The 23,298-nt window shown below is 67.3% G+C and carries 21 protein-coding genes; 5 read left to right on the forward strand and 16 right to left on the reverse strand.

The window, feature by feature from the left end:
• Nucleotides 1–14 precede the first annotated feature (14 nt).
• Nucleotides 15–152: a helix-turn-helix domain-containing protein gene (locus BN948_RS26195; RefSeq protein ID WP_420319432.1), complete on the forward strand. Its 138-nt coding sequence runs from the start codon at nucleotides 15–17 to the stop codon at nucleotides 150–152.
• A 19-nt stretch (nucleotides 153–171) separates the two neighbouring features.
• On the opposite strand, the gene BN948_RS14405 is transcribed toward BN948_RS26195, so the two are convergent.
• Genes BN948_RS14405 through BN948_RS14435 form a run of 7 tightly spaced genes read right to left on the reverse strand, consistent with a single transcriptional unit; the run spans nucleotide 172 to nucleotide 5,828 of the window.
• Nucleotides 172–942, reverse strand: coding sequence for a lysophospholipid acyltransferase family protein (locus tag BN948_RS14405; protein ID WP_009517760.1), 771 nt, complete (start codon nucleotides 940–942; stop codon nucleotides 172–174).
• Nucleotides 939–2,258, reverse strand: a complete 1,320-nt coding sequence (locus BN948_RS14410) for a dihydroorotase (protein WP_009517761.1) — start codon at nucleotides 2,256–2,258, stop codon at nucleotides 939–941. Before BN948_RS14410 ends, BN948_RS14405 begins: the two co-directional genes overlap by 4 nt.
• Entirely contained in the window at nucleotides 2,255–3,373 is a 1,119-nt protein-coding gene (gene hisC, locus BN948_RS14415; RefSeq protein WP_009517762.1) for a histidinol-phosphate transaminase, read from the reverse strand. The genes BN948_RS14410 and hisC overlap by 4 nt, the downstream gene beginning before the upstream one ends.
• Nucleotides 3,370–4,332 (reverse strand): aspartate carbamoyltransferase catalytic subunit, encoded by a 963-nt coding sequence (locus BN948_RS14420; RefSeq protein WP_009517763.1) that lies wholly within the window; start codon nucleotides 4,330–4,332, stop codon nucleotides 3,370–3,372. The genes hisC and BN948_RS14420 overlap by 4 nt, the downstream gene beginning before the upstream one ends.
• The gene (gene pyrR, locus BN948_RS14425; RefSeq protein ID WP_009517764.1) at nucleotides 4,329–4,832 is read right to left on the reverse strand and encodes a bifunctional pyr operon transcriptional regulator/uracil phosphoribosyltransferase PyrR; all 504 of its coding nucleotides are present in this window, start codon (nucleotides 4,830–4,832) and stop codon (nucleotides 4,329–4,331) included. Before pyrR ends, BN948_RS14420 begins: the two co-directional genes overlap by 4 nt.
• Nucleotides 4,829–5,248 (reverse strand): Holliday junction resolvase RuvX, encoded by a 420-nt coding sequence (gene ruvX / locus BN948_RS14430; RefSeq protein ID WP_009517765.1) that lies wholly within the window; start codon nucleotides 5,246–5,248, stop codon nucleotides 4,829–4,831. The genes pyrR and ruvX overlap by 4 nt, the downstream gene beginning before the upstream one ends.
• Nucleotides 5,232–5,828, reverse strand: a complete 597-nt coding sequence (locus BN948_RS14435; protein ID WP_009517766.1) for a YqgE/AlgH family protein — start codon at nucleotides 5,826–5,828, stop codon at nucleotides 5,232–5,234. Before BN948_RS14435 ends, ruvX begins: the two co-directional genes overlap by 17 nt.
• 152 nt (nucleotides 5,829–5,980) lie before the next feature.
• On the opposite strand from BN948_RS14435, the gene BN948_RS14440 reads away from it, so the two are divergent.
• On the forward strand, nucleotides 5,981–7,447 hold the full coding sequence (locus tag BN948_RS14440; RefSeq protein WP_035622290.1) for a cryptochrome/photolyase family protein: 1,467 nt from the start codon (nucleotides 5,981–5,983) through the stop codon (nucleotides 7,445–7,447).
• Between the two features lie 61 nt (nucleotides 7,448–7,508).
• Here BN948_RS14440 and BN948_RS14445 read toward each other — a convergent pair whose 3' ends face one another.
• From BN948_RS14445 to BN948_RS26200, 6 genes are all read right to left on the reverse strand, one after another.
• A complete protein-coding gene (locus BN948_RS14445) occupies nucleotides 7,509–13,433 on the reverse strand; it encodes an Hpt domain-containing protein (RefSeq protein ID WP_009517768.1) in 5,925 nt (1,974 codons plus the stop codon).
• 32 nt (nucleotides 13,434–13,465) lie between these two features.
• Nucleotides 13,466–15,724 (reverse strand): methyl-accepting chemotaxis protein, encoded by a 2,259-nt coding sequence (locus BN948_RS14450; protein WP_009517769.1) that lies wholly within the window; start codon nucleotides 15,722–15,724, stop codon nucleotides 13,466–13,468.
• A 59-nt stretch (nucleotides 15,725–15,783) separates the two neighbouring features.
• Nucleotides 15,784–16,320, reverse strand: a complete 537-nt coding sequence (locus BN948_RS14455; protein ID WP_009517770.1) for a chemotaxis protein CheW — start codon at nucleotides 16,318–16,320, stop codon at nucleotides 15,784–15,786.
• A gap of 24 nt (nucleotides 16,321–16,344) precedes the next feature.
• A complete protein-coding gene (locus BN948_RS14460) occupies nucleotides 16,345–16,710 on the reverse strand; it encodes a response regulator (RefSeq protein WP_009517771.1) in 366 nt (121 codons plus the stop codon).
• The gene (locus tag BN948_RS14465) at nucleotides 16,710–17,105 is read right to left on the reverse strand and encodes a response regulator (protein ID WP_009517772.1); all 396 of its coding nucleotides are present in this window, start codon (nucleotides 17,103–17,105) and stop codon (nucleotides 16,710–16,712) included. Before BN948_RS14465 ends, BN948_RS14460 begins: the two co-directional genes overlap by 1 nt.
• A gap of 91 nt (nucleotides 17,106–17,196) precedes the next feature.
• Nucleotides 17,197–17,370: a rubredoxin gene (locus tag BN948_RS26200; protein ID WP_081921962.1), complete on the reverse strand. Its 174-nt coding sequence runs from the start codon at nucleotides 17,368–17,370 to the stop codon at nucleotides 17,197–17,199.
• Nucleotides 17,371–17,519: 149 nt separating this feature from the next.
• Between BN948_RS26200 and thiD the strand changes: the two genes are divergently transcribed.
• Nucleotides 17,520–18,470, forward strand: coding sequence for a bifunctional hydroxymethylpyrimidine kinase/phosphomethylpyrimidine kinase (gene thiD, locus BN948_RS14470; RefSeq protein WP_009517773.1), 951 nt, complete (start codon nucleotides 17,520–17,522; stop codon nucleotides 18,468–18,470).
• A 4-nt stretch (nucleotides 18,471–18,474) separates the two neighbouring features.
• The gene (hemL, locus tag BN948_RS14475) at nucleotides 18,475–19,773 is read left to right on the forward strand and encodes a glutamate-1-semialdehyde 2,1-aminomutase (RefSeq protein WP_009517774.1); all 1,299 of its coding nucleotides are present in this window, start codon (nucleotides 18,475–18,477) and stop codon (nucleotides 19,771–19,773) included.
• Nucleotides 19,774–19,799: 26 nt separating this feature from the next.
• Here the strand turns inward: hemL and purH are convergent, their stop codons facing one another.
• Genes purH through dusB form a run of 3 tightly spaced genes read right to left on the reverse strand, consistent with a single transcriptional unit; the run spans nucleotide 19,800 to nucleotide 22,676 of the window.
• Nucleotides 19,800–21,386, reverse strand: coding sequence for a bifunctional phosphoribosylaminoimidazolecarboxamide formyltransferase/IMP cyclohydrolase (purH, locus tag BN948_RS14480; RefSeq protein ID WP_009517775.1), 1,587 nt, complete (start codon nucleotides 21,384–21,386; stop codon nucleotides 19,800–19,802).
• A gap of 25 nt (nucleotides 21,387–21,411) precedes the next feature.
• Nucleotides 21,412–21,651: a Fis family transcriptional regulator gene (locus tag BN948_RS14485; protein WP_009517776.1), complete on the reverse strand. Its 240-nt coding sequence runs from the start codon at nucleotides 21,649–21,651 to the stop codon at nucleotides 21,412–21,414.
• Nucleotides 21,648–22,676, reverse strand: coding sequence for a tRNA dihydrouridine synthase DusB (gene dusB / locus BN948_RS14490; protein WP_009517777.1), 1,029 nt, complete (start codon nucleotides 22,674–22,676; stop codon nucleotides 21,648–21,650). The genes BN948_RS14485 and dusB overlap by 4 nt, the downstream gene beginning before the upstream one ends.
• On the opposite strand from dusB, the gene BN948_RS26685 reads away from it, so the two are divergent.
• A complete protein-coding gene (locus BN948_RS26685) occupies nucleotides 22,659–23,171 on the forward strand; it encodes a hypothetical protein (RefSeq protein ID WP_138819824.1) in 513 nt (170 codons plus the stop codon). The two genes, dusB and BN948_RS26685, sit on opposite strands and share 18 nt — an antisense overlap.
• The last annotated feature ends 127 nt before the right edge of the window (nucleotides 23,172–23,298 follow it).

The raw sequence follows: 23,298 nt of genomic DNA on the forward strand, positions 1-23,298 counted from the left end.
CCCCCCGCGACCGCGTGATCACGGAAACGCTGGCGGCCTGCGGGGGCAACATCGCGCGCGCCGCGCGGCAGTTGGGGGTGTCGCGCGGGCTGCTGTACCGGCGGCTGCGCGCCCCGCCCGAGGCGGCGCCCGCCTCGGCCGACGCGCACTGAACGCTCGCACGGAACGCCCTTAACGCGCGGCGTTGAGTTCGGCCTGCACCTCGGCGCGCAAAGCCTCGGCCCAGGTGCGGCGGTCGCGACCACCCGCGCGCTGCGGGGTGCCATAGCGCACCACCGCGCGCACGGTGTCGGAACGCAGCGTGCGCCACACCGAGGCGATCAGCGTGTCGTCGCCCACGAACACCGGTCCGGGGTGCGGCTGGCCTCTCTCGCGGTCGAGGTAGCGCAGGGCCACCGGTTGCACCGGCGCGCTGGCCGAGATGGCGGCCTGCAGCAAGTTGGCGTGAAAGGGCAGCAATTGCGTGCCGTCGCCCGTGGTGCCCTCGGGAAACACGGAGACGGTCTCGCCTTCGCGCAGTCGATCCGCCATGCGGTGCACCACGCGCAACGCGTCGCGCCGGTTCTCGCGTTCGATGTAGAGCGTGCCCGCGCCGGTGATGAGCGAGCCCAACAGCGGCCAGTGCTGGGCGTCGGCCTTGGAGACGAAACGGCTGGGATGCGCGGCGTTCATCACCAGGATGTCGAGCCAGGAGAGGTGGTTGGCCACCACCAGCACGGGGCCGTGCGCTGGCGCCTGGCCCTGCACGTCGAGCGCAACGCCCATGATGGCCAACATGCGGCGCGACCATTCGCGAACGATGAGCTGGCTCTGCGCGTGCGTGAGGCGGCCGAACTCGGTGCGGATGATCCACAGCCCGCGCAGCACATGCCACACAGCGCGCAGGGCGCGCCACGCCGCGCGCAGGTGCCCCCCCCGAACCGTGTCGCCGGGTGCGTTCACGCCAGCGCCGCCACACCCTCGGCCGTGTGCGCGATCTGCCCGGCCACCAGCGTGGCGCGCACCGACACCGGCATCTCATGGCCCTCGAACGGCGTGTGCCGGCCCTGGCTGCGCAGGGCGGACGGCGCCACGGTCCAGGGCGCGTCGGGGTGGAAGACCAGCACATCGGCCGTGCCGCCCACCGCGAGCTGGCCCACGCTGGCCTGCAGCGTGCCCAGGCTGGCGCCCAGCACCTGCTGCGGCCCGTGCGTGAGCACCGACAGCGCCTGCATGAGGCCCATACCTTCCTGCTGCGCCCAGGTGCACGCCAGGCCCAGCAGCAGTTCCACCGCGCTCGCACCAGGCTCCGCCTCGGCGAAGGGCAGGGTCTTGGCGTCGCTGTCCACCGGGTTGTGGTCGGACACGAGCGCGTCGATGGTGCCGTCGGCCAGGCCGGCGCGCAGCGCGTCGCGGTCGCGCTGCTGGCGCAACGGCGGCTGCAGGCGGAAGCGGCTGTCGTAGAAGCCGATGTCCACGTCGGTCAGGTGCAGGTTGTGCACGCTCACGTCGCACGTGACAGGCAGGCCCTCGGCCTTGGCCGCGCGCACCAGGGCGACGCCGGCCGCGCTGCTGAGGCGGCACAGGTGCACGCGGGCACCGCCCTTGATGCCGCGCATGAGTTCGAACAGGGTGTGCAGGGCGATGGTCTCGGCCGCCGCGGGCACGCCGGCCAGGCCCAGGCGCGTGGCCAGCGGGCCACTGGCGGCCACGCCCTTGCCCAGCCACAGGTCCTGCGGGCGCAGCCACACGGTGTAGCCGAAGGTGGCGGCGTACTGCAGGGCGCGCAGCAGCACCTGGGTGTTCTGGATGGTGACCTCGGCCTGGCCGAAGCCCACGCAGCCGGCCTCGGTGAGCTCGGCCATTTCGGTGAGCACCTCTCCACCCAGGCCGCGCGTGAGCGCGCCGAGCGGGAAGACGCGCGAGCGGTGCAGTTTCTCGGCGCGGAACTTGAGCATGTCCACCAGGCCGGGCTCGTCGAGCACGGGCTCGGTGTCGGGCGGGCACACCAGCGAGGTGACGCCGCCGGCCACAGCCGCGGCGGTTTCGCTCTCGAGCATGCCGGCGTGTTCCTGGCCGGGCTCCTTCAGGCGCACGCACAGGTCCACCAGGCCGGGGGCGACGATGCAGCCGCTGGCGTCGAGGGTGCGCGCGGGGTGGAAGTCGGCGGCGATCTGGCCGATGGCGATGATGCGGCCCGCTGCGATGGCGACATCGGCCATCTCGTCGCGGCCGCTGGCCGGGTCGATCACACGGCCGTTCTGGATGAGGATCTTCATGCGGGTGTCACCTTGGAATCGCGGTGGCGGACGGGATCGATCAGCTCGCGCAGCGCGGCCACGAGGGCTTCGCACTCGGGCTGCGAGCCGACGGTGATGCGCAGGTGCTCGGCAATGCGCGGCTGCTTGAAGTGGCGCACCAGGATCTTGCGGTCGCGCAGGTCTTGCTGCAAGCGGGGCGCGCTGTGCCGCGGGTGCCGCACGAGCAGGAAGTTGGCGCGGGACGGCAGGCACTCGAAGCCCAAGGCGGTGAGTTCGCGCGCCAGCCACTCGCGGCTGTCGACGATGCGCCGGGTGAGGGAAGCGGTGTGGGCTTCGTCCTCCAGCGCGGCCTGCGCGCCCGCCAGCGCCACGCGGTCCAGCGGATAGGAGTTGAAGCTGTCCTTGACCGTGGTCAGCGCCTGGATGAGGTCGACGTGGCCGAGCGCGAAACCCACACGCAGGCCGGCCAGCCCGCGTGACTTGGACAGTGTCTGCACCACCAGCAGGTGGGGGAACTCATCGACCAGCGACGCGGCGCTCTCGGCACCGAAATCGACGTAGGCCTCGTCCACCACCAGCACGGAGCCCGTGTTGCGCGCCAGCAGCCAGCGGATGTCTTCGAGCGGCAGCGCGATGCCGGTGGGGGCGTTGGGGTTGGGCAGCACGATGCCGCTGTTGGGCTGCAGGTAGTCGGCCACCCGCACGCGGAAGTGCTCGTCCAGCGGCACCGGCTGGCAGGGCACGCCATAGAGCGCGCAGTACACCGGGTAGAAGGAATAGCTGATGTCGGGCACCAGCACAGGTTGGCCATGGCGCAGCAGGCCCATGAAGGCGTGGGCCAGCACCTCGTCGGAGCCGTTGCCCACGAAGACCTGCTCGGGCCGCAGCCCGTGTTGCGCGGCGATGGTCTGGCGCAGGGCCAGCGCCGTCGGGTCGGGGTAGAGGCGCAGGCGCTCGTCCGCCGCCTCGGCCATGCGCTGCAGGGCGAGTGGCGACGGCGGGTACGGGCATTCGTTGGTGTTGAGCTTGACCCAGCCCGTGCCCTGCGGCTGCTCGCCGGGTGTGTATGCGCTCAGTCCGCGCAGGGCCGGACTCCAGAAGCGCGTGGCGGGGTCGGGCGCGGTGGTGCTCACGCTTCGTTGCCCGCCACGATGCCCATGACCGCCATGCGCACCGCGATGCCGAAGGTGACCTGCGGCAGGATCACGCTCTGCGGGCCGTCGACGACGGCGGAGTCGATCTCCACGCCGCGGTTGATGGGGCCAGGGTGCATGACGATGGCGTCGGGCTTGGCCCACTTCAGCCGCTCGGGCGTGAGGCCGAAGCTCTTGTAGTACTCCTGGCTGGAAGGCAGCAGTGCGCCGCTCATGCGCTCGTTCTGCAGGCGCAGGGTGATGACCACGTCGCAACCCTTGATGCCTTCTTCCAGCGTGTGGCACACGCGCACGCCCATCTGCGACAGGTCGCTGGGCACCAGGGTGCGCGGGCCGACCACGCGCACGTCGGGGCAGCCCAGGGTGGTGAGCGCGTGGATGTCGGAGCGCGCCACGCGCGAGTGCAGCACGTCGCCCACGATGGCCACCGACAGCTTCGTGAAGTCCTGCTTGTAGTGGCGGATGGTGTACATGTCGAGCAGGCCCTGCGTGGGGTGCGCGTGGCGCCCATCGCCGGCATTGACCACGTGCACGTGCGGCGCCACGTGCTGCGCGATCAGGTAGGGCGCGCCCGACTCGCTGTGGCGCACGACGAAGATGTCGGCCGCCATGGCGCTGAGGTTGGCGATGGTGTCGAGCAGCGACTCGCCCTTGGCGGTGGAGCTGCGCGCGATGTCGAGGTTGATGACGTCGGCGCTCAGGCGCGTGGCCGCGATCTCGAAGGTGGTGCGCGTGCGCGTGCTGTTCTCGAAGAACAGGTTGAACACGCTCTTGCCACGCAGCAGCGGCACCTTCTTCACCTCGCGGTTGCTCACGCTGGTGAAGCTGGCCGCGGTGTCGAGGATGTGCGTGAGGATGTCGCGCGACAGGCCCTCGGTGGAGAGCAGATGGATCAGCTCGCCGTTCTTGTTGAGCTGGGGGTTGCGGGCGGGGGTCATGCTTGGATGGCCTCCAGCACGAAGCGCAGGCGGCCGCTGTCGTCGCGCGCGAGCTCGAGCGACTGGCCGGGGGGCACCTCGACCTGCGCCACGCACAGTTGTGGCTCGATCGGCAACTCGCGTCCGCCGCGATCGACCAGCACGGCCAGGCGCACGCTCTGCGGTCGGCCGTGATCGAAGAGTTCGTTGAGCACGGCGCGCAGCGTGCGGCCGGTGTAGAGAACGTCGTCGATCAGCAGCACCTTGGCGCCGTTCACGTCGAAGGGAAGCTGCGTCTGCACGCTGCTGGCCAGGCCGCGTCGCGCGAAATCGTCGCGGTGCATGACGGAGGACACCACGCCGCAGGCGCCGGGTTGTTTCAGATCGGCGTGCAGGCGCTCGGCGATCCAGGCGCCGCCGGTGGCGATGCCCACGAGCCGGGTAGCGGGCTCGGCGTCGAGCAGGGCCTGCACGCGCGTGCGCAGTTGCGCGTAGAGCGCTTCGGCATCGGGGGGGGTCAAGGCAGGCTCCTCAGGAACTGTTCCAGGATGATGCAGGCGGACGCGGCGTCGGCGTCTCGGGCGCCCTGCGAATGCGCCTCGGTGGTGCTGTAGCGCTCGTCCACCTCGAACACCGGCAGGCCGTGGCGCCCGTGCAGGCGGCGCGCGAACTTGCGCGCCATGGCGGTGTTGGCGTGTTCGGCCCCGTCGGGGTGGAAGGGCACGCCCACCACCAGGGCGTCGGGCGCCCACTCGCGGATGCGCTCGGCCGCGCGCTCCAGGCGCGCGTCGCCCGTGGCCACGATGGTGGGCTGCGGCGTGGCGCTGCGGGTGAGCCGGTTGCCGGTGGCGACACCGGTGCGGCGCTGGCCCAGGTCGAAGGCCAGGAAGGTCTGTAGCGTGGCGCAGGCCTGGGGCATCTCAGGCATGGCCGGCATCGGGCGACAGCATCCAGGGTTGCTGCAGACCCAGCAAGGCCAGGGCGCGGTCGTAGCGCTCGGCCACCGGGGCTTCGAAAATGATCTCGATGTCGGCCGCGACCGTGAGCCAGGCGTTCTCGGCCAGCTCGGACTCGAGCTGGCCCTGGCCCCAGGACGCATAGCCCAGCGAGACGAACACCCGGCGCGGGCCGGCACCGGCCGCCATGGCCTCCAGCACGTCCTTCGAGGTGGTCATCTCCAGGCCACCCGGGATGGAGAGCGTGGACGCGTAGACCGACTCACCGTCCTGCTCGGGATTCACGGCCTCGTGCAGCACGAAGCCGCGCTCCGTCTGCACCGGACCGCCCTGAAACACGGGCAGTTCCATGAGGTCCTCGCGCGAGAGGGGCAACTCGACCTTCTCGAACAGCTTGGGCAGCAGGATGTCGCTGGGCTTGTTGATGACGAGGCCGAGGGCGCCGCGCTCGCTGTGCTCGCACATGAACACCACGCTGCGGCCGAACAACTCGTCGGTCAACCCCGACATCGCGATCAGGAAATGATGGGTCAGGTTGGTCGGAGCAAAATCGGCGGCCATGCAGGGATTCTATGTCCCGCCCTCCGCCGGCCCCGGGTTCGCCGGTCACCTCGCCACCCCTGCCCCATGAGCGCCGCACGGCCGCCCGAAGGCGCTCGCACCGTAGTGCTTTGCACGGAGGTTTTCTCGTGAGCCATTTCGACACCGGCCTGATGTGGTTCCGCCGCGACCTGCGCGCCAACGACAACGCGGCCCTGCACCATGCGCTGCGCCACTGTCGCCGGCTGTGGTGCGTGTTCGTGTTCGACCGGGAGATCCTGGACCCGCTGCCGCGCGCCGACCGGCGCGTGGAGTTCATCCGCGAATCACTGGTGGCGCTGGACGCGCGGCTTCGCGAACTGGGCGCCGAGCACGGGCAGGCGAACACCGGCCTGATCGTGCTACACGACCGGGCCCAGCACGCCATTCCCGCGCTGGCGCAGCGCCTGGGCGCGCAGGCCGTGTTCGCCAACCACGACGACGAGCCCGCGGCGCTGACGCGCGACGCCCAGGTGCTGGGCGCCCTCGCGCACCAAGGGGTCCTGCTGCGCACCCACAAGGACCACGTGATCTTCGAGCGCCGCGAGGTGCTCACGCAGGCGGAGCGGGCCTTCGGTGTGTTCACGCCCTACAAGAACGCCTGGCTCAAGGCGCTCACGCCCTTCCATCTCAAGGCCTACCCGATCACCAAGCACGCGGGCGCGCTGGCGCCGCTGCCGGAGGGCCTATCGCGCCCGGTCCCCACGCTGGCCGAGATCGGCTTCGAACGCACCAACCTGGCGCAACTGCCGCTGCCCACGGGCGAAGACGGCGCGCATCAGCTCTTTGACGACTTCCTGCAGCGCATCGACCGCTACGACGAGGCGCGCGACTACCCCGCCATCAAGGGCCCCAGCTACCTCAGCGCGCACCTGCGCTTCGGCACCGTGTCCATCCGGGCACTGGCGTCCATCGCCCACGAGCTGCACGCCCAGGGCAACCCGGGCGCCAGCACCTGGCTGTCCGAACTCATCTGGCGCGACTTCTACCACCAGATCCTGTCCAACTTCCCGCATGTGGCGCAGAGCGCCTTCAAGCCCGCCTACGACGCGGTGCGCTACGAACACGGCAAGGCCGCGGACGCGCTGTTCAAGGCCTGGTGCGAGGGCCGCACCGGCTACCCGCTGGTGGACGCAGCCATGGCGCAGATCAACCAGACCGGCTACATGCACAACCGCCTGCGCATGGTGGTGGCGAGCTTCCTGGTGAAGGACCTCGGCATCCACTGGCAGTGGGGTGAGCGCTATTTCGCCGAACACCTCATCGACTACGACCTGGCGGCCAATAACGGCGGCTGGCAGTGGGCGAGTTCCAGCGGTTGCGACGCCCAACCCTGGTTCCGCATCTTCAACCCCGTCACGCAAAGTGAGCGCTTCGACCCGCAGGGCCGCTTCATCCGGCGCTACCTGCCGCAGCTTGCCGAACTGCCCGACCACGCGATCCATGCGCCCTGGAAAGCCACGCCGGTTGAGCTGGCCGCAGCGGGCGTGGAGATCGGCGTCCACTACCCTGCCCCGCTGGTAAACCATGTGGTGGCACGGGACAAGACGCTCGCGCGGTATGCGGTGGTGAAGGAACAGAAGGAAATCAACGCGACCTGAGGCCGGCGCAAACGAAGAACCCGGCGCAAGGCCGGGTTCGGTGTGCGAAGCGCAACGCGAATCAGGCGTCCGCGGTGGTCCGGGTGTACCGCGCCACCAGCACCAGCAACTCGTCTTCGGAATACGGCTTACCGAGGTAGTGGTCCACGCCCAGTTCGCGGGCGTGCTCGCGGTGCTTTTCGGCGATGCGCGAGGTGATCATGATCACCGGCAGGTCGGCCAGGCGGGCGTCGGCGCGGATGTTGCGCACGAGGTCGAAACCGTCCATGCGCGGCATTTCGATGTCGGACAACACCACCGCCGGACGCTCCACCTGGAGGCGCTCCAGGGCCTGCAGGCCGTCGGCGGCCATGACCACACGGTAGCCCTCACGCTGCAGCAGGCGCTGGGTGACGCGGCGCACGGTGATGGAGTCGTCGACCACCAGCACCAGCGGCACGCTGGCCAACGCGGTGTCCACACCGGCGTCGCCGCCCGCCGAAACCGCTGCCGTGGGTTGTGGCTGCGCCAGTTGCTTCTGAACCCAATCGGGCACCTGCGGCCCGTAGACCGTGGCCAGGGCCACCGGGTTGTAGATGAGCGCCACTGCACCCGAGGCGAGCACCGACATGCCCGCGAGGCCTGGCAGGCGCGAGAGCTGCGCGCCCAGGTTCTTGACCACAACTTCCTGGTTGCCCAGCACCTCGTCGATGTGCAGAGCCACGCGCTGCGCCGCGCTGCGGAAAATCACCACCGGCAGCGTGCGGTTCTGCGGCTCCTGCGACTGGGCAGAGGACTGCAGCAATGCCCCGCCCCAGAAGAAGGGCACGTCTTCGTCGCCATGGCGCATGCGCCCACTGGCGTATGCGGCCTGCAACTCGGCCGGTGGCACACGGCGCACCACCTCGACCACGTTGGACGGCACGCCGAACATGAGTTCGCCTGTGCGCAGCATCACCACCTGCGTGACCGCGGTGGTCAGCGGCAGCACCAGCTTGAACGAGGTGCCCTGGCCCGCTCGGGTGGAGGTTTCGATGCGTCCGCCCAGCGCGAGAACGTCGCTTCGCACCACGTCCATGCCGATGCCGCGGCCCGCGAGCTCCGACACCTCGCGGGCGGTGCTGATGCCGGCCTCGAAGATGAGCTGAGCCGCCTGTTCGTCGTCCAGTTCCGCGCCGGGCGCCAGAAGGCCGGCTTCGCGCGCCTTCTCACGAAGGCGATCGAGGTCGATGCCACCGCCATCGTCGGCGAACACCAGCGACACGTCGTTGCGCTCCTGGTGCAACTGGATGTCGATGCGGCCTTCGGCCGGTTTGCCGCGCTGTCCACGTACGTCGGGCGCTTCGATGCCGTGCGCCACGTGATTGCGCAGCAGGTGCTCGAAGGTGCCGGTCATGCGGTCCAGCACGCCACGGTCCATTTCGATGTTGCCGCCCGTGATGTCGAGGCGAACCTGTTTGCCGGTCTCCTTGGAGGCCTGGCGCACCACGCGGTACAGGCGCTCGGAGATGCCCTCGAACTCCACCATGCGCGTGCGCAGCAGATCGCGCTGCAGTTCGCGCGTCTGGCGCGCCTGAGCCACGAGGTTGTCTTCGGTCGATTCCACGGCACGTTGCAGGTTGCGCTGCAGCGTGGCCACATCGTTGACCGACTCGGCCATCATGCGGGTCAGTTCCTGCACGCGCGTGAAGCGGTCGAACTCCAGCGGGTCGAAGGATTGAACGTGGTCGCGCGCTTGTGCGAGCCGCGACTGCATCTGCGTCTCGGCCTGCAGCTCGATGTCGCGCAACTGCTGGCGAAGGCGGTCCAGGTTGCCCGTGAGGTCCTTGAGCGAGGTGCGCAGCGTGACGACCTCCGCCTCCATGCGCGAGCGCGAGATGATCACCTCACCAGTCTGGTTGACCAGGCGGTCCAGCAGTTCAGGCCGCACGCGCACGGCCGCTGCACTGCGCGCTGCGAGTTGCGCGGGCGCGATGGGTGCGACGAAATGGGCACCAAGGGCGGTCGTCTTGGCAGCGGGAATGGTGGCGGCCTGCGCCACGGAAGCGTCAGCGTCCGAGGACGTATCGGGCTGTTGCGCCTCCGGCGCCGACTGCACCATGGCACCGGTCTGTGCGTCGGGGTGCCGCAGGGCTTCGAAGCGGGCCGCAATGGCGTCAAAGGCGCTTTGCAAGACCTCCAGATCGCTGGCACGCTGAACGTCGGAGCCCAGGCGTTCCGCCGCCGTTTCCATGCGGTGGGCCATTTCGCCAAGGCGCAGGGCACCCGCCAGGCGCGCACTGCCCTTGAGCGTGTGCAGAGCCCGAAGCACCTCGCCACGCGCGGCTCCGTCTTCCGGATGGGCGCTCCATTGGCGCAGGGCGGACCCCATCTGCGGCAGCAGTTCCTGAGCCTCTTCCTCAAAGATGGGGAACAGGTCGACGTCGATTGTGTCGACGGCGTCGATGTCGTCGTCGATGTCCTGCTGCACGACACCTGAGGGTTCGGCGCGCACGGGCTCAAGTGCGACGGGAGGCTCCCAGTCGACCAGGGGTTGCGGCGCGGGCACGACGATCTCTTCGACCACCACAGGCGCCTCGACTGCAGCGGTCAGGGCGGGCTCGTCGTCCGCGGGCAGCAATTCGATATCGTCGGTGACCGTCAGGAAGACGTCGTCGAGAGCGGTGATCGGCGCGGCGGCCGGGGGTTCGCTGAAGGCCTGGGGATCGTGCACCACCCGAACGAGCGAAGCGAGCAAGTCGGGGTTGGCCTCTTTCAGGAAGCCGGCGGCGAACTGGTGCAGCAGGCGACGAATGTCTTCACCAGCCTCCACGAACAACTGGCCGAGGGAGGCCGATGCTTCGTGCCCTGCGCGCTGGCGAGCGGCGACCGAGCCCAATGCGTGCTCCAAGGCGCGCGCGATGCCGGACAACGACTCGAATCCCACCGTGCCCGAACTCCCGGCCAGAGAATGCGCCAGGGCCTCGGCCGACTCCGGCATCGGTGCGTGGGTTTCCAGCGCCCACTCCGACAGGCCTGTGTTGAGGCGACGGGACCACTCGTCGGCCTCGTTGAGAAAGACGTTGTAGAGCTTGTGGCCAATGCGCAGCGGACCGATTTCGCGCATCGGCTCCTCGGTGGGCGCATCCGCCGCCAGCGCGGGCTGGGCGACGGACAGCGGCACCGGGGCCGTGAGTTCGATCTCTTCGATCTCGGCAAACCCGGATTCGACCGCCTCGCGCGGAAAATCCTTCAACTGATCGAACTCGGGTGGCACCGTGGGCGCAGGCGACGGCGCCACGAGTTCGATTGGCACAGCAGACTGATCGATCGAATCTGCAGGGCCTTCCACCGATGCTGGCTGGGCCGCTACCGCCAGCAGATCCAGGTCGATGTCGGCCAGTTGCGGAACGTCCAGCGCGGTGTCGAGCAGGGGCTCGGGCATGGGAAGATCGCCCAGGCCAGTGGATGGTCCGGCGAAATCGGCTGTGGACGCGGGCTCGACCGGCTCGTCCAACGGAATGTCGACCTCTTCCGCGACCACAGCTTCAGGCGCCTGCAAGGGCTGCCACACACCGTGAACACGCAAGGCCTCGGCGCTCGCCCGGAAAGGCTGTGAACGCCAAGCGCCCGCCTGCTGCGCAGCGATGTCCCGCACCCAGCGTTCGAACTGGTCCAGCGATTCGCCCGACAGGCCCAGCAACGGTTCATTGGCCGGCCGCTGCTCCGCCAGCACAGCGTTGAGCAACTGCTCCATCGCCCACGCGGCCTCGCCGAATTCGTTGAGGCCCACCATGCGCGAACTGCCCTTGAGCGTATGAAACGCACGGCGTAGCGTGGTCAGGTGATCGAGGTCGGACGGCTGCTCGCGCAAGTGCGACACGGCTTCGCGGCCATTGGCCACGACCTCGCGGGCCTCTTCGAGAAAGATGTCGAGCAGGTCGTCTTCGCCGGCATCATCATCTGCAGACGCCTCCATTGCCGGGGCGACGGGCGCCTCGGGGACCGCGGCCTCGGTCAGGCCAACCAGAGCTTGAGCGCCAACCATCGCGTCATCGCGCACCACGGCTTCAGCGGCCTCGCGCGCCGCCTTGGCCACGGCTGGCTGTTCGGCCAAGGCAGCCTGATCAGCGAGCGAGTCCAGTTGCTGGCTCAAACCACTGAGGTCGTCGAGGCCGCCGAACACGCTGTCCACCACGCGTCGCACACCCTGCTGCAGCGCCTCCGCATCGTCACGCGCTGGTTGCGAACGGTCGCGGCCCACACTGGCGCGACCCATGAGGGGCACCAAACCACCCTTGTCTTCGTCAAAGACGAACAGCTTCTTGGCCAGAGACGGCTGATAGCTCAGCATATCGACCAGGAAGCTCAGCGCACTAAGATTGTCCCCCAGCTGCTGAAAGGTGCCCGCTTCACGCGCCAGCGCCTCGTCCACCTCGGTATCGAGAATCTGTTCGACGCTGCCACGCATGCGGGTCACAGCCTGCACCGCGTGATCCAGGCCCAGCACAGACAGCACGCCACGCATCTGCGCCAACTGGGTCACAGCCACGTGCAGACCGGCTTTCTCCTGCGGCTGGCGGAAGAACTGGTCGAGCGATTTCTCGACCTCGCCCAGAGACACCTTCAGCTCATCGACCACGCTGCCCATCGTTTGCCGGTCGCTGATGCGCCGATAGAGCTGCTCCATCCAGTCGTCCAGCGGGCGAGCGGGCTTGCCCTCGATGACACTGGTCAGACGCTGCGCGAGTTCCTGGGTGCGCACGGCGAGCTCGGGCTCGCTGGGGTCGAAGTCCTCGAAGGCCGCTTCAAGGTAGAGGGTGGTGGTGGCCACCTCCATCGCCAGTTCCGGGCGCACGCCACCCGGCTCGTTCACCGCGCGATCAGTGGCCTTGACCAGGGCCGACGCCAAGGGCGCACTGGGTGCGTGCAGCTTGAGCAGCGATTCGCCGATCAGGCCGAACTGGTCGCCCACCTGGCGGGCACGCGAGTTGTCGCCACCCGAGAACAGCGACCAAGCCTCCTTTGCGGTCTGGATGCGCTTGCGGGCCTGGGCGAGCACGGCAGGATCGTAGCGACCCAACGTGGCCTGGTGGTAGTCGGCCGGACGGTAGCGGTGCAAGCCATAGGCCTCGCGAACGGCCTCAAGGTGCTGGGTGGCGACACCAGCAGGGGGTTGGCTTTGGGCACAGAAGAACAGAAGGTCGTGAAGCAGCGTCTCGGACACCTGGCCCGTTCGCGACGCCAGTTGGCCGAACTGCATGAGCAGCCGCGATGCTGCTCGCTTCACATAGACGTCGAAGGGCAGGCCCTGTATCCCCGCCGACTCGAAGAAAGCGGCGGCCACACGCCAAAAGGTGCGCTGGCGAGGTTCTTCCATGGCGGCGGACAAGCCACCGCAGAGTTTGGCCAATTGCTGGCAGGCCGCGGCGCTCTGCGTCTTCACGACCAGCAACGTCAAACGGTCAAACAGCGAGCGCACCGCCGGGTTGACCTCCAGCGCCTTGGTGTTGAGCGGGGCCGGTACATCGATCGCACGATGATCGAAATCCCACAAATCCGCCGGGTGCACTCGCTCCGCGCCCGCCAGCTCGAGCACTTCGCGGTACTGATGGAACAAGGCCACCGGCTGCACCGCCTTGTGGTTGAGCACGGCCTCGAGATACTCGATCAGCGCGAAGCTGGCACGTTCGACCCGGGCCGCTGCCTGTTCGTCACAGGTGTCGGGCTTCTGCACGAAGCGCTGAACCGCGGATTCCATGCCACGCAGCACCTGCGCCGGCGCGCCCAGGCCGACGACTTCGAGCGCTCCCACGGCTTGGTGCAGCTGCTGACGCGCCATGCGCAGCGCCGCCGGATCGACCGCCTCCAGATCGCCGTGGCGCGACTGCTCGTTCTCACGCACGAATCGCCGAATGGCCTTGTTGGCCGCATCGAGCGATTTGCGCAACTCTTCGAAAACCCAGGCGAGCGGCCCGAGATCGGTGTTGGGCAAGTCCTGGAGGGCGGTTTCGGGCGCTTCGGTCATGGGGATCCCTGAAGGGTTCGACGTGGCCGGTGTCAGGCGATCTTGAATCGGGCCACCGATTGACGCAGTTCCTCGGCCATGGCCGACAGCTCGCGCACCTGCTGAGCCGTGGACCGCGTGCCTTCACCGGTCTGCTCGGTCACCGCAAAAATGTGCTGGATGCTGCCCGCCACCTCGTTGGCCGATTCGGCTTCGCGGGAAGCGGCGGTCGAGATCTGTTCAATCAGGTCGGCGAGTCGACGCGACACGCGGTCGATTTCGGACAGCGCGGTGCCGGCGTTGTCGGACAGCCTGGCTCCCGCGACCACACCCTGCGTGGAACGCTCCATGGCGGCCACCGCGTCCTGCGTGTCGGTCTGAATGGCTTTCACGAGCGCGGCGATCTGGCGAGTGGCGTCGGCCGAGCGCTCAGCCAATCGCTGCACCTCTTCCGCCACCACCGAGAAGCCACGGCCCGCTTCGCCTGCGGAGGCCGCTTGGATAGCGGCGTTGAGCGCCAGCACGTTGGTCTGCTCGGTAATGTCCGAGATCAGCTCGGTGATCTCACCAATCTCCTGCGAAGACTCGCCCAGTCGCTTGATCCTCTTGGAGGTTTCCTGGATCTGGTCGCGAATGGCGTTCATACCGCCGATGGCGTCCTGCACGGCCTGCAGGCCGGACTCGGCGGCTTCCAGTGAGGCGCGCGCCACCTGGGCCGATTCCTGCGCCTGGCTGGACACTTGGTTGATGCGCTGCGCCATGTCGAGCACCGACTGGCCGGTTTCGCGAATCTCGCGCAGCTGTTCGGTGGAGGCCGCGAGCAGCTCGGTCGAGGTGTTCTCCACCGCGGACGTGGTCTGTGCCACCCGCGTGGCCGTGGCTTGCACGTTGCCCACCAGCGACCGCAGTTCTTCCACGGTGTAGTTCACCGAGTCGGCGATGGCACCCGTGATGTCTTCCGTCACAGTGGCTTCCTGCGTCAGATCGCCTTCAGCCACCGTCTGCAGTTCGTTCATCAGGCGAAGAATGGCCGCCTGGTTGGCGTCGTTGACGCGCTTGGCTTCCTGCTCCTGCGCTTCGGCTGCCAGCCGCTGGCCTTCGGCCATCATCTGACGCTGCCGACTGTCCTGCAGCTGCACATACGCCAGGCCACCCGCGCACAACAGCGCGAACACGGTGGACAGCGCCAGGGCCAGCAGTTGACCACCACCCAGTCCGGAGCGGCCGGACAGATCCTGCTGCAACTTCTCCAGGCCCACACGCAGCGCCTCGCTGTCAGCCACGATGGCAGCCTGCGCCTCGCGTGCGGCTACCAGTCCTTGCAAGTTGCCCAGGATGGCGCCAGCCTCAACACGTGTCTCCTCGTAGCGCTGCAGCAGCACCTGCAGCCGCTCGCGTACCTGCGGGTCACGAGCGGCCACCAGCCGCAGTTCGTCACTGCCCTTGAGCAGACCGTCCGCGACCTCTTTGAAGGTGATCAGGTCTTTGCCGAGCAGGAACACGGCCTCGGGGCTCACTCCCTCCAGCGTCAGGAACTCGTTGGCCGACTTGCCGATGCGCTGCGTCAGCATCACCAGCTGACCGGAAGCAGAGATTTCAGCCGCAGGCGCGTTCTGTTGCAGCTTGAGGGAAGAAATCGTCTCAGCGATCTCCAGCAGGTCTGACGATTGACGGTTGATGGTGCGCAGCGCGGCACCCACCTGCGTCAGCGTAGCCTGCTGGCCCAGCACGGCCGAGGCGTTGCGCTCGGCCGCGTCGATGCGCGGCAACAAGTCGTCGAGCGCTCCGCCGTATTCGGGGCCCAGCGGCTCGATTGACATGTTGCTGTCGCCCTGCTTGAGACCGCGAACGCTCGTGGCCAGCACGCTGGCGCTATCGCGCACTTCGGGGAAGGCCGTCGGGCTGCCCACCAGCGCCTGCGACACGCTCTTGGCCAAGCGCTGCGACTGCATGAGTGCCTGACCACTGGCCGCCACCTGCTGACTGATTTTTTCCGCCTGACTCAGCACGAAAAAAGTGATGGCGCCGAGCACCAGCAGCGCGAAGGCCAGCAGCACAGCCAGTGAACGCTGGTGCTGTTCGGCCGGACGGCGACCCAGAATGGGCAGCGATACCAACGCATCCTTGACGACATCACCGTCGTCTTCGGTGATCAGCAGGTTGTCATCGATGTCACCCGAGTTCGCGTCCGGCGCCAGCCGCGCGGCCGCAAGTTCAGCAATCTCCTGATCGGTTACGCCGGCCAGGTCAGGCTCATCGGCCTCCTTGTTCTTCTTGGAGAACAGCCCTTGGAATCGATCAAGCGTGGCCATGGTTTACCTTCCAACTCACAACAGGTGACGAAAACGTCGGGTGCCGGGTATCGGCTTCGTCAGGCCGCGACGGCCAGAAATTCGGGTTCGCTCACCAGCAGTTGCAGATCGAGCTCTTGCCAGTCCTGCCCTTGCGCATCGACAAGAACACGGGTTACATAACCGGGCGCTTCGGCCGGGCGTTCGCCCATGGCGCTGAATGCGCCTGGATTGCGCAGACCCAACAGGCGGTCAATCCACAGCACGGCGTTCAATCCCAGTGCGCCATGCAGACTCACCAAGCGGGATTCGGACGTGATTCGTTCGGCCGGGCGCATCGATCCGCGCGCCGATCCTTGAACAAGGTCTGCCAGATCGATCACGCCATGCAAGCCGCCGCGCAGATTGGCCACACCGACGTACCACGACTTCGTGTAAGGCACCGCCTGCACCGTTGACCAGGGAAAGATCTCACCGGACTGCACCAGCGGCAGCAAGTAACGACGGCCACCTGCTTCAATCGCCAGCCACGTCGCGGTCAGCGCCTCGGATTTCGCAGCCGTGAGACGCTGAGCCAGTCGTTCCTGGAGTTCTTTCAGCGACTGTCGTTTGGCCATGCTGTTGGTGTTCTCGGGTGCGCGTCAGGCCAGCGCGCGGATCTTGGAAAGCAGCTCTTCGCCGTTGACCGGCTTGGTGACGTAATCGCGAGCGCCTTGGCGCATCCCCCACACGCGGTCCGTCTCCAGATTCTTGCTGGTGCACATGACGATGGGGATGCTGGAGTACTGCGGATCGCGCGTGATGGCACGCGTCAACTGAAAGCCATTCTGGCCGGGCATCACCACGTCCATCAAAATGAGATCGGGCTTTTCCTCACCAAGACGACGAAAGGCCTCGTCCGCATTCTCGGCGGTGCGAACGGTGTAGCCATTTTTGGTCAGTAGATCCGACAGGACCATGAGCTCGGTCTTCGAATCGTCGACGACGAGGATCTTGTGGATGGGCATCAGGAAACTCCGTTGAGGTTGGCGCCGAACTGCTGCACAGCTTGCAGCAACTGGTCTTTGGTGAATGGCTTGGTGAGGTAATCCTGGGACCCGACCATGCGGCCGCGCGCCTTGTCGAAGACGCCGTCCTTGGACGAAAGCATGACGACCGGAATGCCCGCGAAGCGAGCGTTGCGCTTGATGATTGCGCAGGTCTGATAGCCATCCAGCCGCGGCATCAGGATGTCGCAGAAAACCAGATCGGGCTGATAGTCGTTGATCTTGGCCAGGGCGTCGAAGCCATCATCGGCCAGCAGCACCTCGTGGCCGCCCTGCTTGAGGAAGATCTCGGCGCTGCGCCGGATGGTGTTGCTATCGTCGACGACGAGAACCTTCAGGGCAGGCGATGCACTCACGATGGACGGGCTCCTCAACCACAATCAGGTCCGAAGCGGCACGCCACTCCGGACCGGGACAACGGATCGACAGCCGAGAGCCGCCGTCCGATCAGATTTGAACCATCTCGAAATCTTCCTTGCGGGCCCCACACTCGGGACAGGTCCAGTTCATTGGAACCTCGGCCCAAGGGGTGCCCGCAGGCACGCCATGCTCGGGTGCGCCTGCTGCTTCGTCGTAAATCCAGCCGCAGATCAAGCACATCCAAGTCTTGCTATCGCTCATGGTTTTTGTGGTCTGTATCGTAGAATGCAACGATTGTATCCAGCCTGTTCAAGCGCTCTGCGGCGCGATTTCACAGGCGAATGGCCGGCGCCAGATGCCCTTGCACCACAGTGCCAGCGAGCCGGCTCAGCCCGCACAATCCCCTCATCATGTCCGATCCCGCCGATTCCTCCGTCGACCGCGAGGCCACGACGGCCCCGGTCGAGTCCGCTCTGCCCTGCGTGATGACGTTCAACGCCAACGACCCCAGTGGGGCCGGTGGCCTGAGTGCCGACCTCACCGCGATGGCGAGCGCCTCCACCTATGTACTGCCGGTCGTGACCGGTGCCTACGTTCGCGACACGTCCGCGATCCGCGACCACTTCAGCCTGGATGAGGAGGCCGTAGTCGATCAGGCACGCTGCGCGTTGGAGGACATGCCCGTGAGGGCCATCAAGGTCGGGTTCGTGGGAACACCAGAGAACCTCAGCGCCGTGGCCCAGATCACCAGCGACTACACCGAGGTGCCGGTGATCACCTACATGCCGGACCTGTCCTGGTGGGACGAACTCGACATCGAGAACTACCTTGACGCCTGCACCGAACTGCTGCTGCCGCAGACCACGGTGCTGGTTGGCAACCACAGCACCCTGTGCCGCTGGCTGCTGCCGGAGTGGGAGGGTGATCGCCCCCCGGGTCCTCGCGAGGTGGCGCGGGCCGCCGCAGTGCACGGCGTGCCCTACACCCTAGTGACCGGCTTCAACGCAGCAGATCAGCATTTGGAAAGCCATCTGGCCTCGCCCGAAACCGTGCTGGCCACCGCCCGCTACGAACGTTTCGAGGCGACGTTCGCCGGCGCCGGCGACACCTTGTCGGCCGCCCTGTGCGCGCTCATCGCCAGTGGGGCCGATCTGCAGACCGCTTGCGCGGAAGCGCTGACCTACCTGGACCAGTGCCTCGACGCCGGCTTCCAGCCCGGCATGGGTCATGCCGTGCCCGACCGCCTGTTCTGGGCCCACGACGACGAGCCCGCCTCAGACGACGAATCCACTGCCGATCCCGCCACGCCAGACAGCGCGCTGGACGCTGGTGACTTCCCCCTGGACACCACCCGACACTGACCCCATGCCCGACCGCAATCTGGACCTCTTCGAGAGAGCCAAAACCCTGATCCCCGGCGGCGTCAACTCGCCGGTGCGCGCCTTTCGCGCCGTCGGCGGCACGCCGCGCTTCGTGCAGCGCGCGCAAGGCGCCTACTTCTGGGACGCCAATGGCCAGCGCCACATCGACTACATCGGATCCTGGGGTCCGATGATCCTGGGCCATGGTCACCCTGCTGTGCTCGAGGCGGTGCAAAAAGCCGTGCTCGACGGCTTCTCGTTCGGTGCCCCTACCGAACGCGAGGTCGAGCTGGCGCAGGCCATCGTGGAGCTGGTGCCGAGTCTCGAAATGGTGCGGCTCGTGAGCTCTGGCACCGAGGCCAGCATGAGCGCGATCCGTCTGGCGCGCGGCGCCACCGGCCGGCGCAAGATCATCAAGTTCGAGGGCTGCTACCACGGTCACGCCGACGCGCTGCTGGTGAAGGCCGGCTCGGGCCTGGCCACCTTCGGCAATCCGACGAGCGCGGGTGTGCCGCCTGAGGTGGTGCAGCACACCCTGGTGCTCGAGTACAACAACCTCGAGCAGCTAGAGGCCGCGTTCGCCGAGCACGGCGCAGACATCGCGTGCCTGATGATCGAGCCGATCGCCGGCAACATGAACTTCGTGCGCGCCAGCGTGCCCTTCATGACGCGCTGTCGCGAGCTGTGCACTCGCCATGGTGCACTGCTTGTGTTCGACGAAGTCATGACCGGATTCCGCGTGGCCTTGGGCGGCGCGCAAAGCGTCTACGCAAAGCAGATTCCGGGCTTCGAGCCAGACATGACCGTGATGGGCAAGGTCATCGGCGGCGGCATGCCACTGGCCGCCTTTGGCGGTAAACGCGCGGTGATGGAACAACTCGCGCCGCTGGGCTCGGTCTATCAGGCGGGCACGCTGTCGGGCAACCCGGTGGCCACGGCTTGCGGTCTCGCAACCCTCGCCGAGATCCGCAAGCCCGGCTTCTTCGACGCGCTGTCGGCGCGCACCCGCCAGTTGGTGGATGGCCTCAAGGCCACGGCCGACTCAGCGGGCGTGCCTTTCAGTGTGGACGCCGAGGGTGGCATGTTCGGCTTCTTCCTCATGCCCGAGTTGCCACAGAACTACCAGACCGTCATGAAGACCGATGGCACGAAGTTCAATGCCCTGTTCCACGGCCTGCTCGATCGAGGCGTCTATATCGCGCCTGCACTGTATGAAGCCGGCTTCGTCAGCGCGGCCCACAGCGCGGCCGACGTCGAAGAGACGATCGCCGCCGCTGCCGAGAGCCTGCGCGCGCTGGCCTGAGCCCGCCGCCGGGCCAGCCGGCCGCCTCAGTGACGGAAGTGCCGCACCCCTGAGAACACCATCGCCACGCCGCGTTCGTTCGCGGCGTCGATGACCTCCTGGTCGCGCATGGAGCCACCGGGTTGGATCACGCAGCTCGCGCCGGCATCAACCACCACGTCCAGGCCATCGCGGAACGGGAAGAAGGCATCGCTGGCCACCGCCGTACCTTGCAGAGAGAGATTGGCATGGCCCGCCTTGATGCTGGCGATGCGCGCCGAGTCGAGGCGACTCATCTGGCCCGCGCCAACACCCATGGTCATGCCATCCTTGCAGAAGACGATGGCGTTGGACTTGACGAACTTGGCCACTTTCCAGGCAAACAGCAGGTCATCCAGTTGCTGTGACGTGGGTTGCTGCTTCGTTACCACTTTCAGGTCCTCGCGCTGAAGCACGTGGTTGTCGGCCGACTGGATCAGCAGGCCCGATCCCACGCGCTTCACGTCGGACAGGTTCAGTCCCTTGTCCCACGCGGTGGGACCGCCCGGAGGCAGGTCGATCTTCAACACGCGCACATTGGCCTTGGCTTTGAACACGGCCAGCGCCTCGGGTGAGTAACCCGGCGCCATGAGCACCTCGACGAACTGCTTGCTGATGGCCTCGGCCACGGCGCCATCGAGCGGGCGGTTGAGCGCGATGATGCCGCCAAAGGCGCTGGTCGGGTCGGTCTGGAAGGCCTTCTGGTAGGCCTGCAGCGGGCCGCTGCCCACGGCCACGCCGCAGGGGTTGGCATGTTTGACGATCACGCAGGCAGGCTCATCGAAACTCTTGACGCATTCCCAGGCAGCGTCGGCGTCGGCGATGTTGTTGTACGAGAGTTCCTTGCCCTGCAGCTGTGTCGCGGTGACCAGCGAGCCGGGCGCAGGGTACAGGTCTCGATAGAACGCGGCCGTCTGGTGCGGGTTCTCGCCGTAGCGCAGGTCCTGCAGCTTGACGAAGCGGCCGTTGGCCTGCGCCGAGTAGGCGTTGCGCTTCGGCACTTCGGCCGCTTCGTCGAACTCGACCGACGAGAGGTAGTCGCTGATCGCGCCGTCGTAGTTGCTGATGCGGTTGAACGCCGCCACCGAAAGGGCGAAGCGCGTCTTGTCGCTCAGCGTGCCGCTTGCCTTGAGTTCCTCGGCCACGCCAGCGTACTGCGACGCGTCGGTAAGCACCGCCACGTCCTTCCAGTTCTTGGCCGCGCTGCGCACCATGGCAGGGCCGCCGATGTCGATGTTCTCGATCGCGTCCGCCAGCGTGCAGCCTGCCTTGGCCACCGTGGCCTCGAAGGGGTAAAGGTTCACCACCAGGATGTCGATGGTCTCGATGCCGTGCTCACGCAGGGCGGCCATGTGATCGGGCAGGTCGCGCCGCGCCAGCAGACCGCCGTGCACCTTGGGGTGCAGCGTCTTCACTCGGCCGTCGAGCATCTCGGGAAAGCCGGTGACCTCGGCCACCTCGGTCACGGGCAGACCCTGATCCGCCAGCAGTTTGGCCGTACCGCCGGTGGATAGCAGGGTCACGCCGAGCGAGTGCAGCGAGCGGGCGAGATCGACGATGCCGGTCTTGTCGGAAACGGAGATGAGAGCGCGCATGGGGTAACAGAGGAAAGTTGGGAATTCAGTCGAGAAGGCCGTGATCGAGCAGCTTCTTGCGCAGGGTGTTGCGATTCAGGCCCAGCCACTGCGCCGCGCGCGACTGGTTGTACTGCGCCTGGGCCATCACCACCTCGAGCAGCGGGCGCTCCACGGCCTTCACCAGCATGTCGTGCAGGTTGGCGGGTTCGGTGCCGTCGAGGTCGCGGAAGTAGGCCTCGAGGCTGTCGCGGATGCACTCGTCCAACGTATTGGTCTTTTTCATGCGGCCAGCTTCCAGTCGGCAACGGCGCCGAAGTCCGCGTCGATCCAGGCATCAAAGGTCTGGGTCACGACGCGGCGTTGGTCATCGATGGTGTGGGTGGCGTTGACACTCGCGCGAAAGCGCGCGGCTTCGCCGGACGGCAGCGGCAACGACTGAACGTACCATCCCAGGTGCTTGCGCGCACTGCGCACGCCGGTGCTTTCGCCGTACAGGTCGTAGTGGTCGTCGAGGTGCTCCAGCAGCCAGGTCTTGACCTGCGACAGGCCGGGCGGAGGCAGGTGCTCGCCGGTGGCGAGGAAATGCGCAATCTCGCGGAAGATCCAGGGCCGGCCTTGCGCGGCGCGACCGACCATGATCGCGTCGGCGCCGGTGCGCCGCAGCACCTCGCGCGCGGCCTCGGGGGAAGCGATGTCGCCATTGGCCACCACCGGAATGCGCACGTGGCTCTTGATGTGTGCCACGGTGTCGTGCTCGGCCTGCCCCTTGTAGCCCTGCTCGCGCGTGCGGCCGTGCACGGTCAGCATCTGTACGCCAGCGCTCTCGGCGGCCAAGGCCAGCACGGGCGCGTTGCGCACCGCGTCGCACCAGCCGGTGCGCATCTTGAGCGTGACCGGCACGCCGTGCGGCTCGCAGGCCCGGACCACGGCCTCGACAATGCCGATCGCGAGGGCCTCGTCCTGCATGAGCGCGCTGCCCGCCCACTTGTTGCACACCTTCTTGGCCGGACAGCCCATGTTGATGTCGATGATCTGCGCGCCGCGGTCGATGTTGTAGCGCGCGGCATCGGCCATGGACTGCGGATCGGTGCCGGCGATCTGCACCGAAATCGGCGCAGGTTCGCCCTCGTGATTGGCGCGGCGCGAGGTCTTGAGGCTGTCCCACAGCTCGCGCCGGCTGGTCACCATCTCGCTTACCGCGTAGCCCGCGCCCAGCCGCTTGCACAGCTTGCGGAACGGCCGATCCGTCACCCCGGCCATGGGCGCGACGAACAAGGCGTTGGGCAGGACATGGGCCCCGATCTGCATGGCGTGGCGGGAACTGGCGTGGAGCGGTTCGGACGGGGGCGCCGGGCGCAGGCCGGCGGCGGAGGGCGGATTGTATCTGCTCAAAATTTCAGCACCCCAGGCAGGACTCGCCTCCAGGCGCCATCTCTTACGAAGACCGGAACCAGGCCAATTGCCTTGGTCACTTCAAGAACTATCTGCTCCGCACTGGCGGGCGCATTCGAGTTGTTCAAGCGGCAACAGAGTCCCACCTTTCAAGTCCTTCACTTTCGAGGCGATACGGTCGCTGTCGACAAGCTACTTGCACAGCAAAGTACGACTGTGATTGGCCGGCACTACCAGTCCCCGGGTGCAGGCACCGAGTACGCCCGCCAGTTGCTGGCGGAGGTCAACGACCTCGAAGTCGCTGCCGAAGCCAAACCGGAAAAGGAAAAGGCGCGATGGCTGCGTGCCACCGAAGCCGTCAAGGTATTGATGGGCAACGCGAGCTTCAAAGACACCCCGGACCTCAGGTAGCGATTGAAGCCTTGCACCGGCTGCAGAAGAACGCGCGCCTGCCACAGAGCGGAAGCCAGCTCGCCGCGGCGCGAGCTTGAAGCCCCTTCATTCCCTGCGCCGCCAGAAGCATGAACCCCTCCTGTAC

This window comes from Hydrogenophaga intermedia (assembly GCF_000723405.1).
GTDB classification, from domain to species: Bacteria; Pseudomonadota; Gammaproteobacteria; order Burkholderiales; family Burkholderiaceae_C; genus Hydrogenophaga; species Hydrogenophaga intermedia.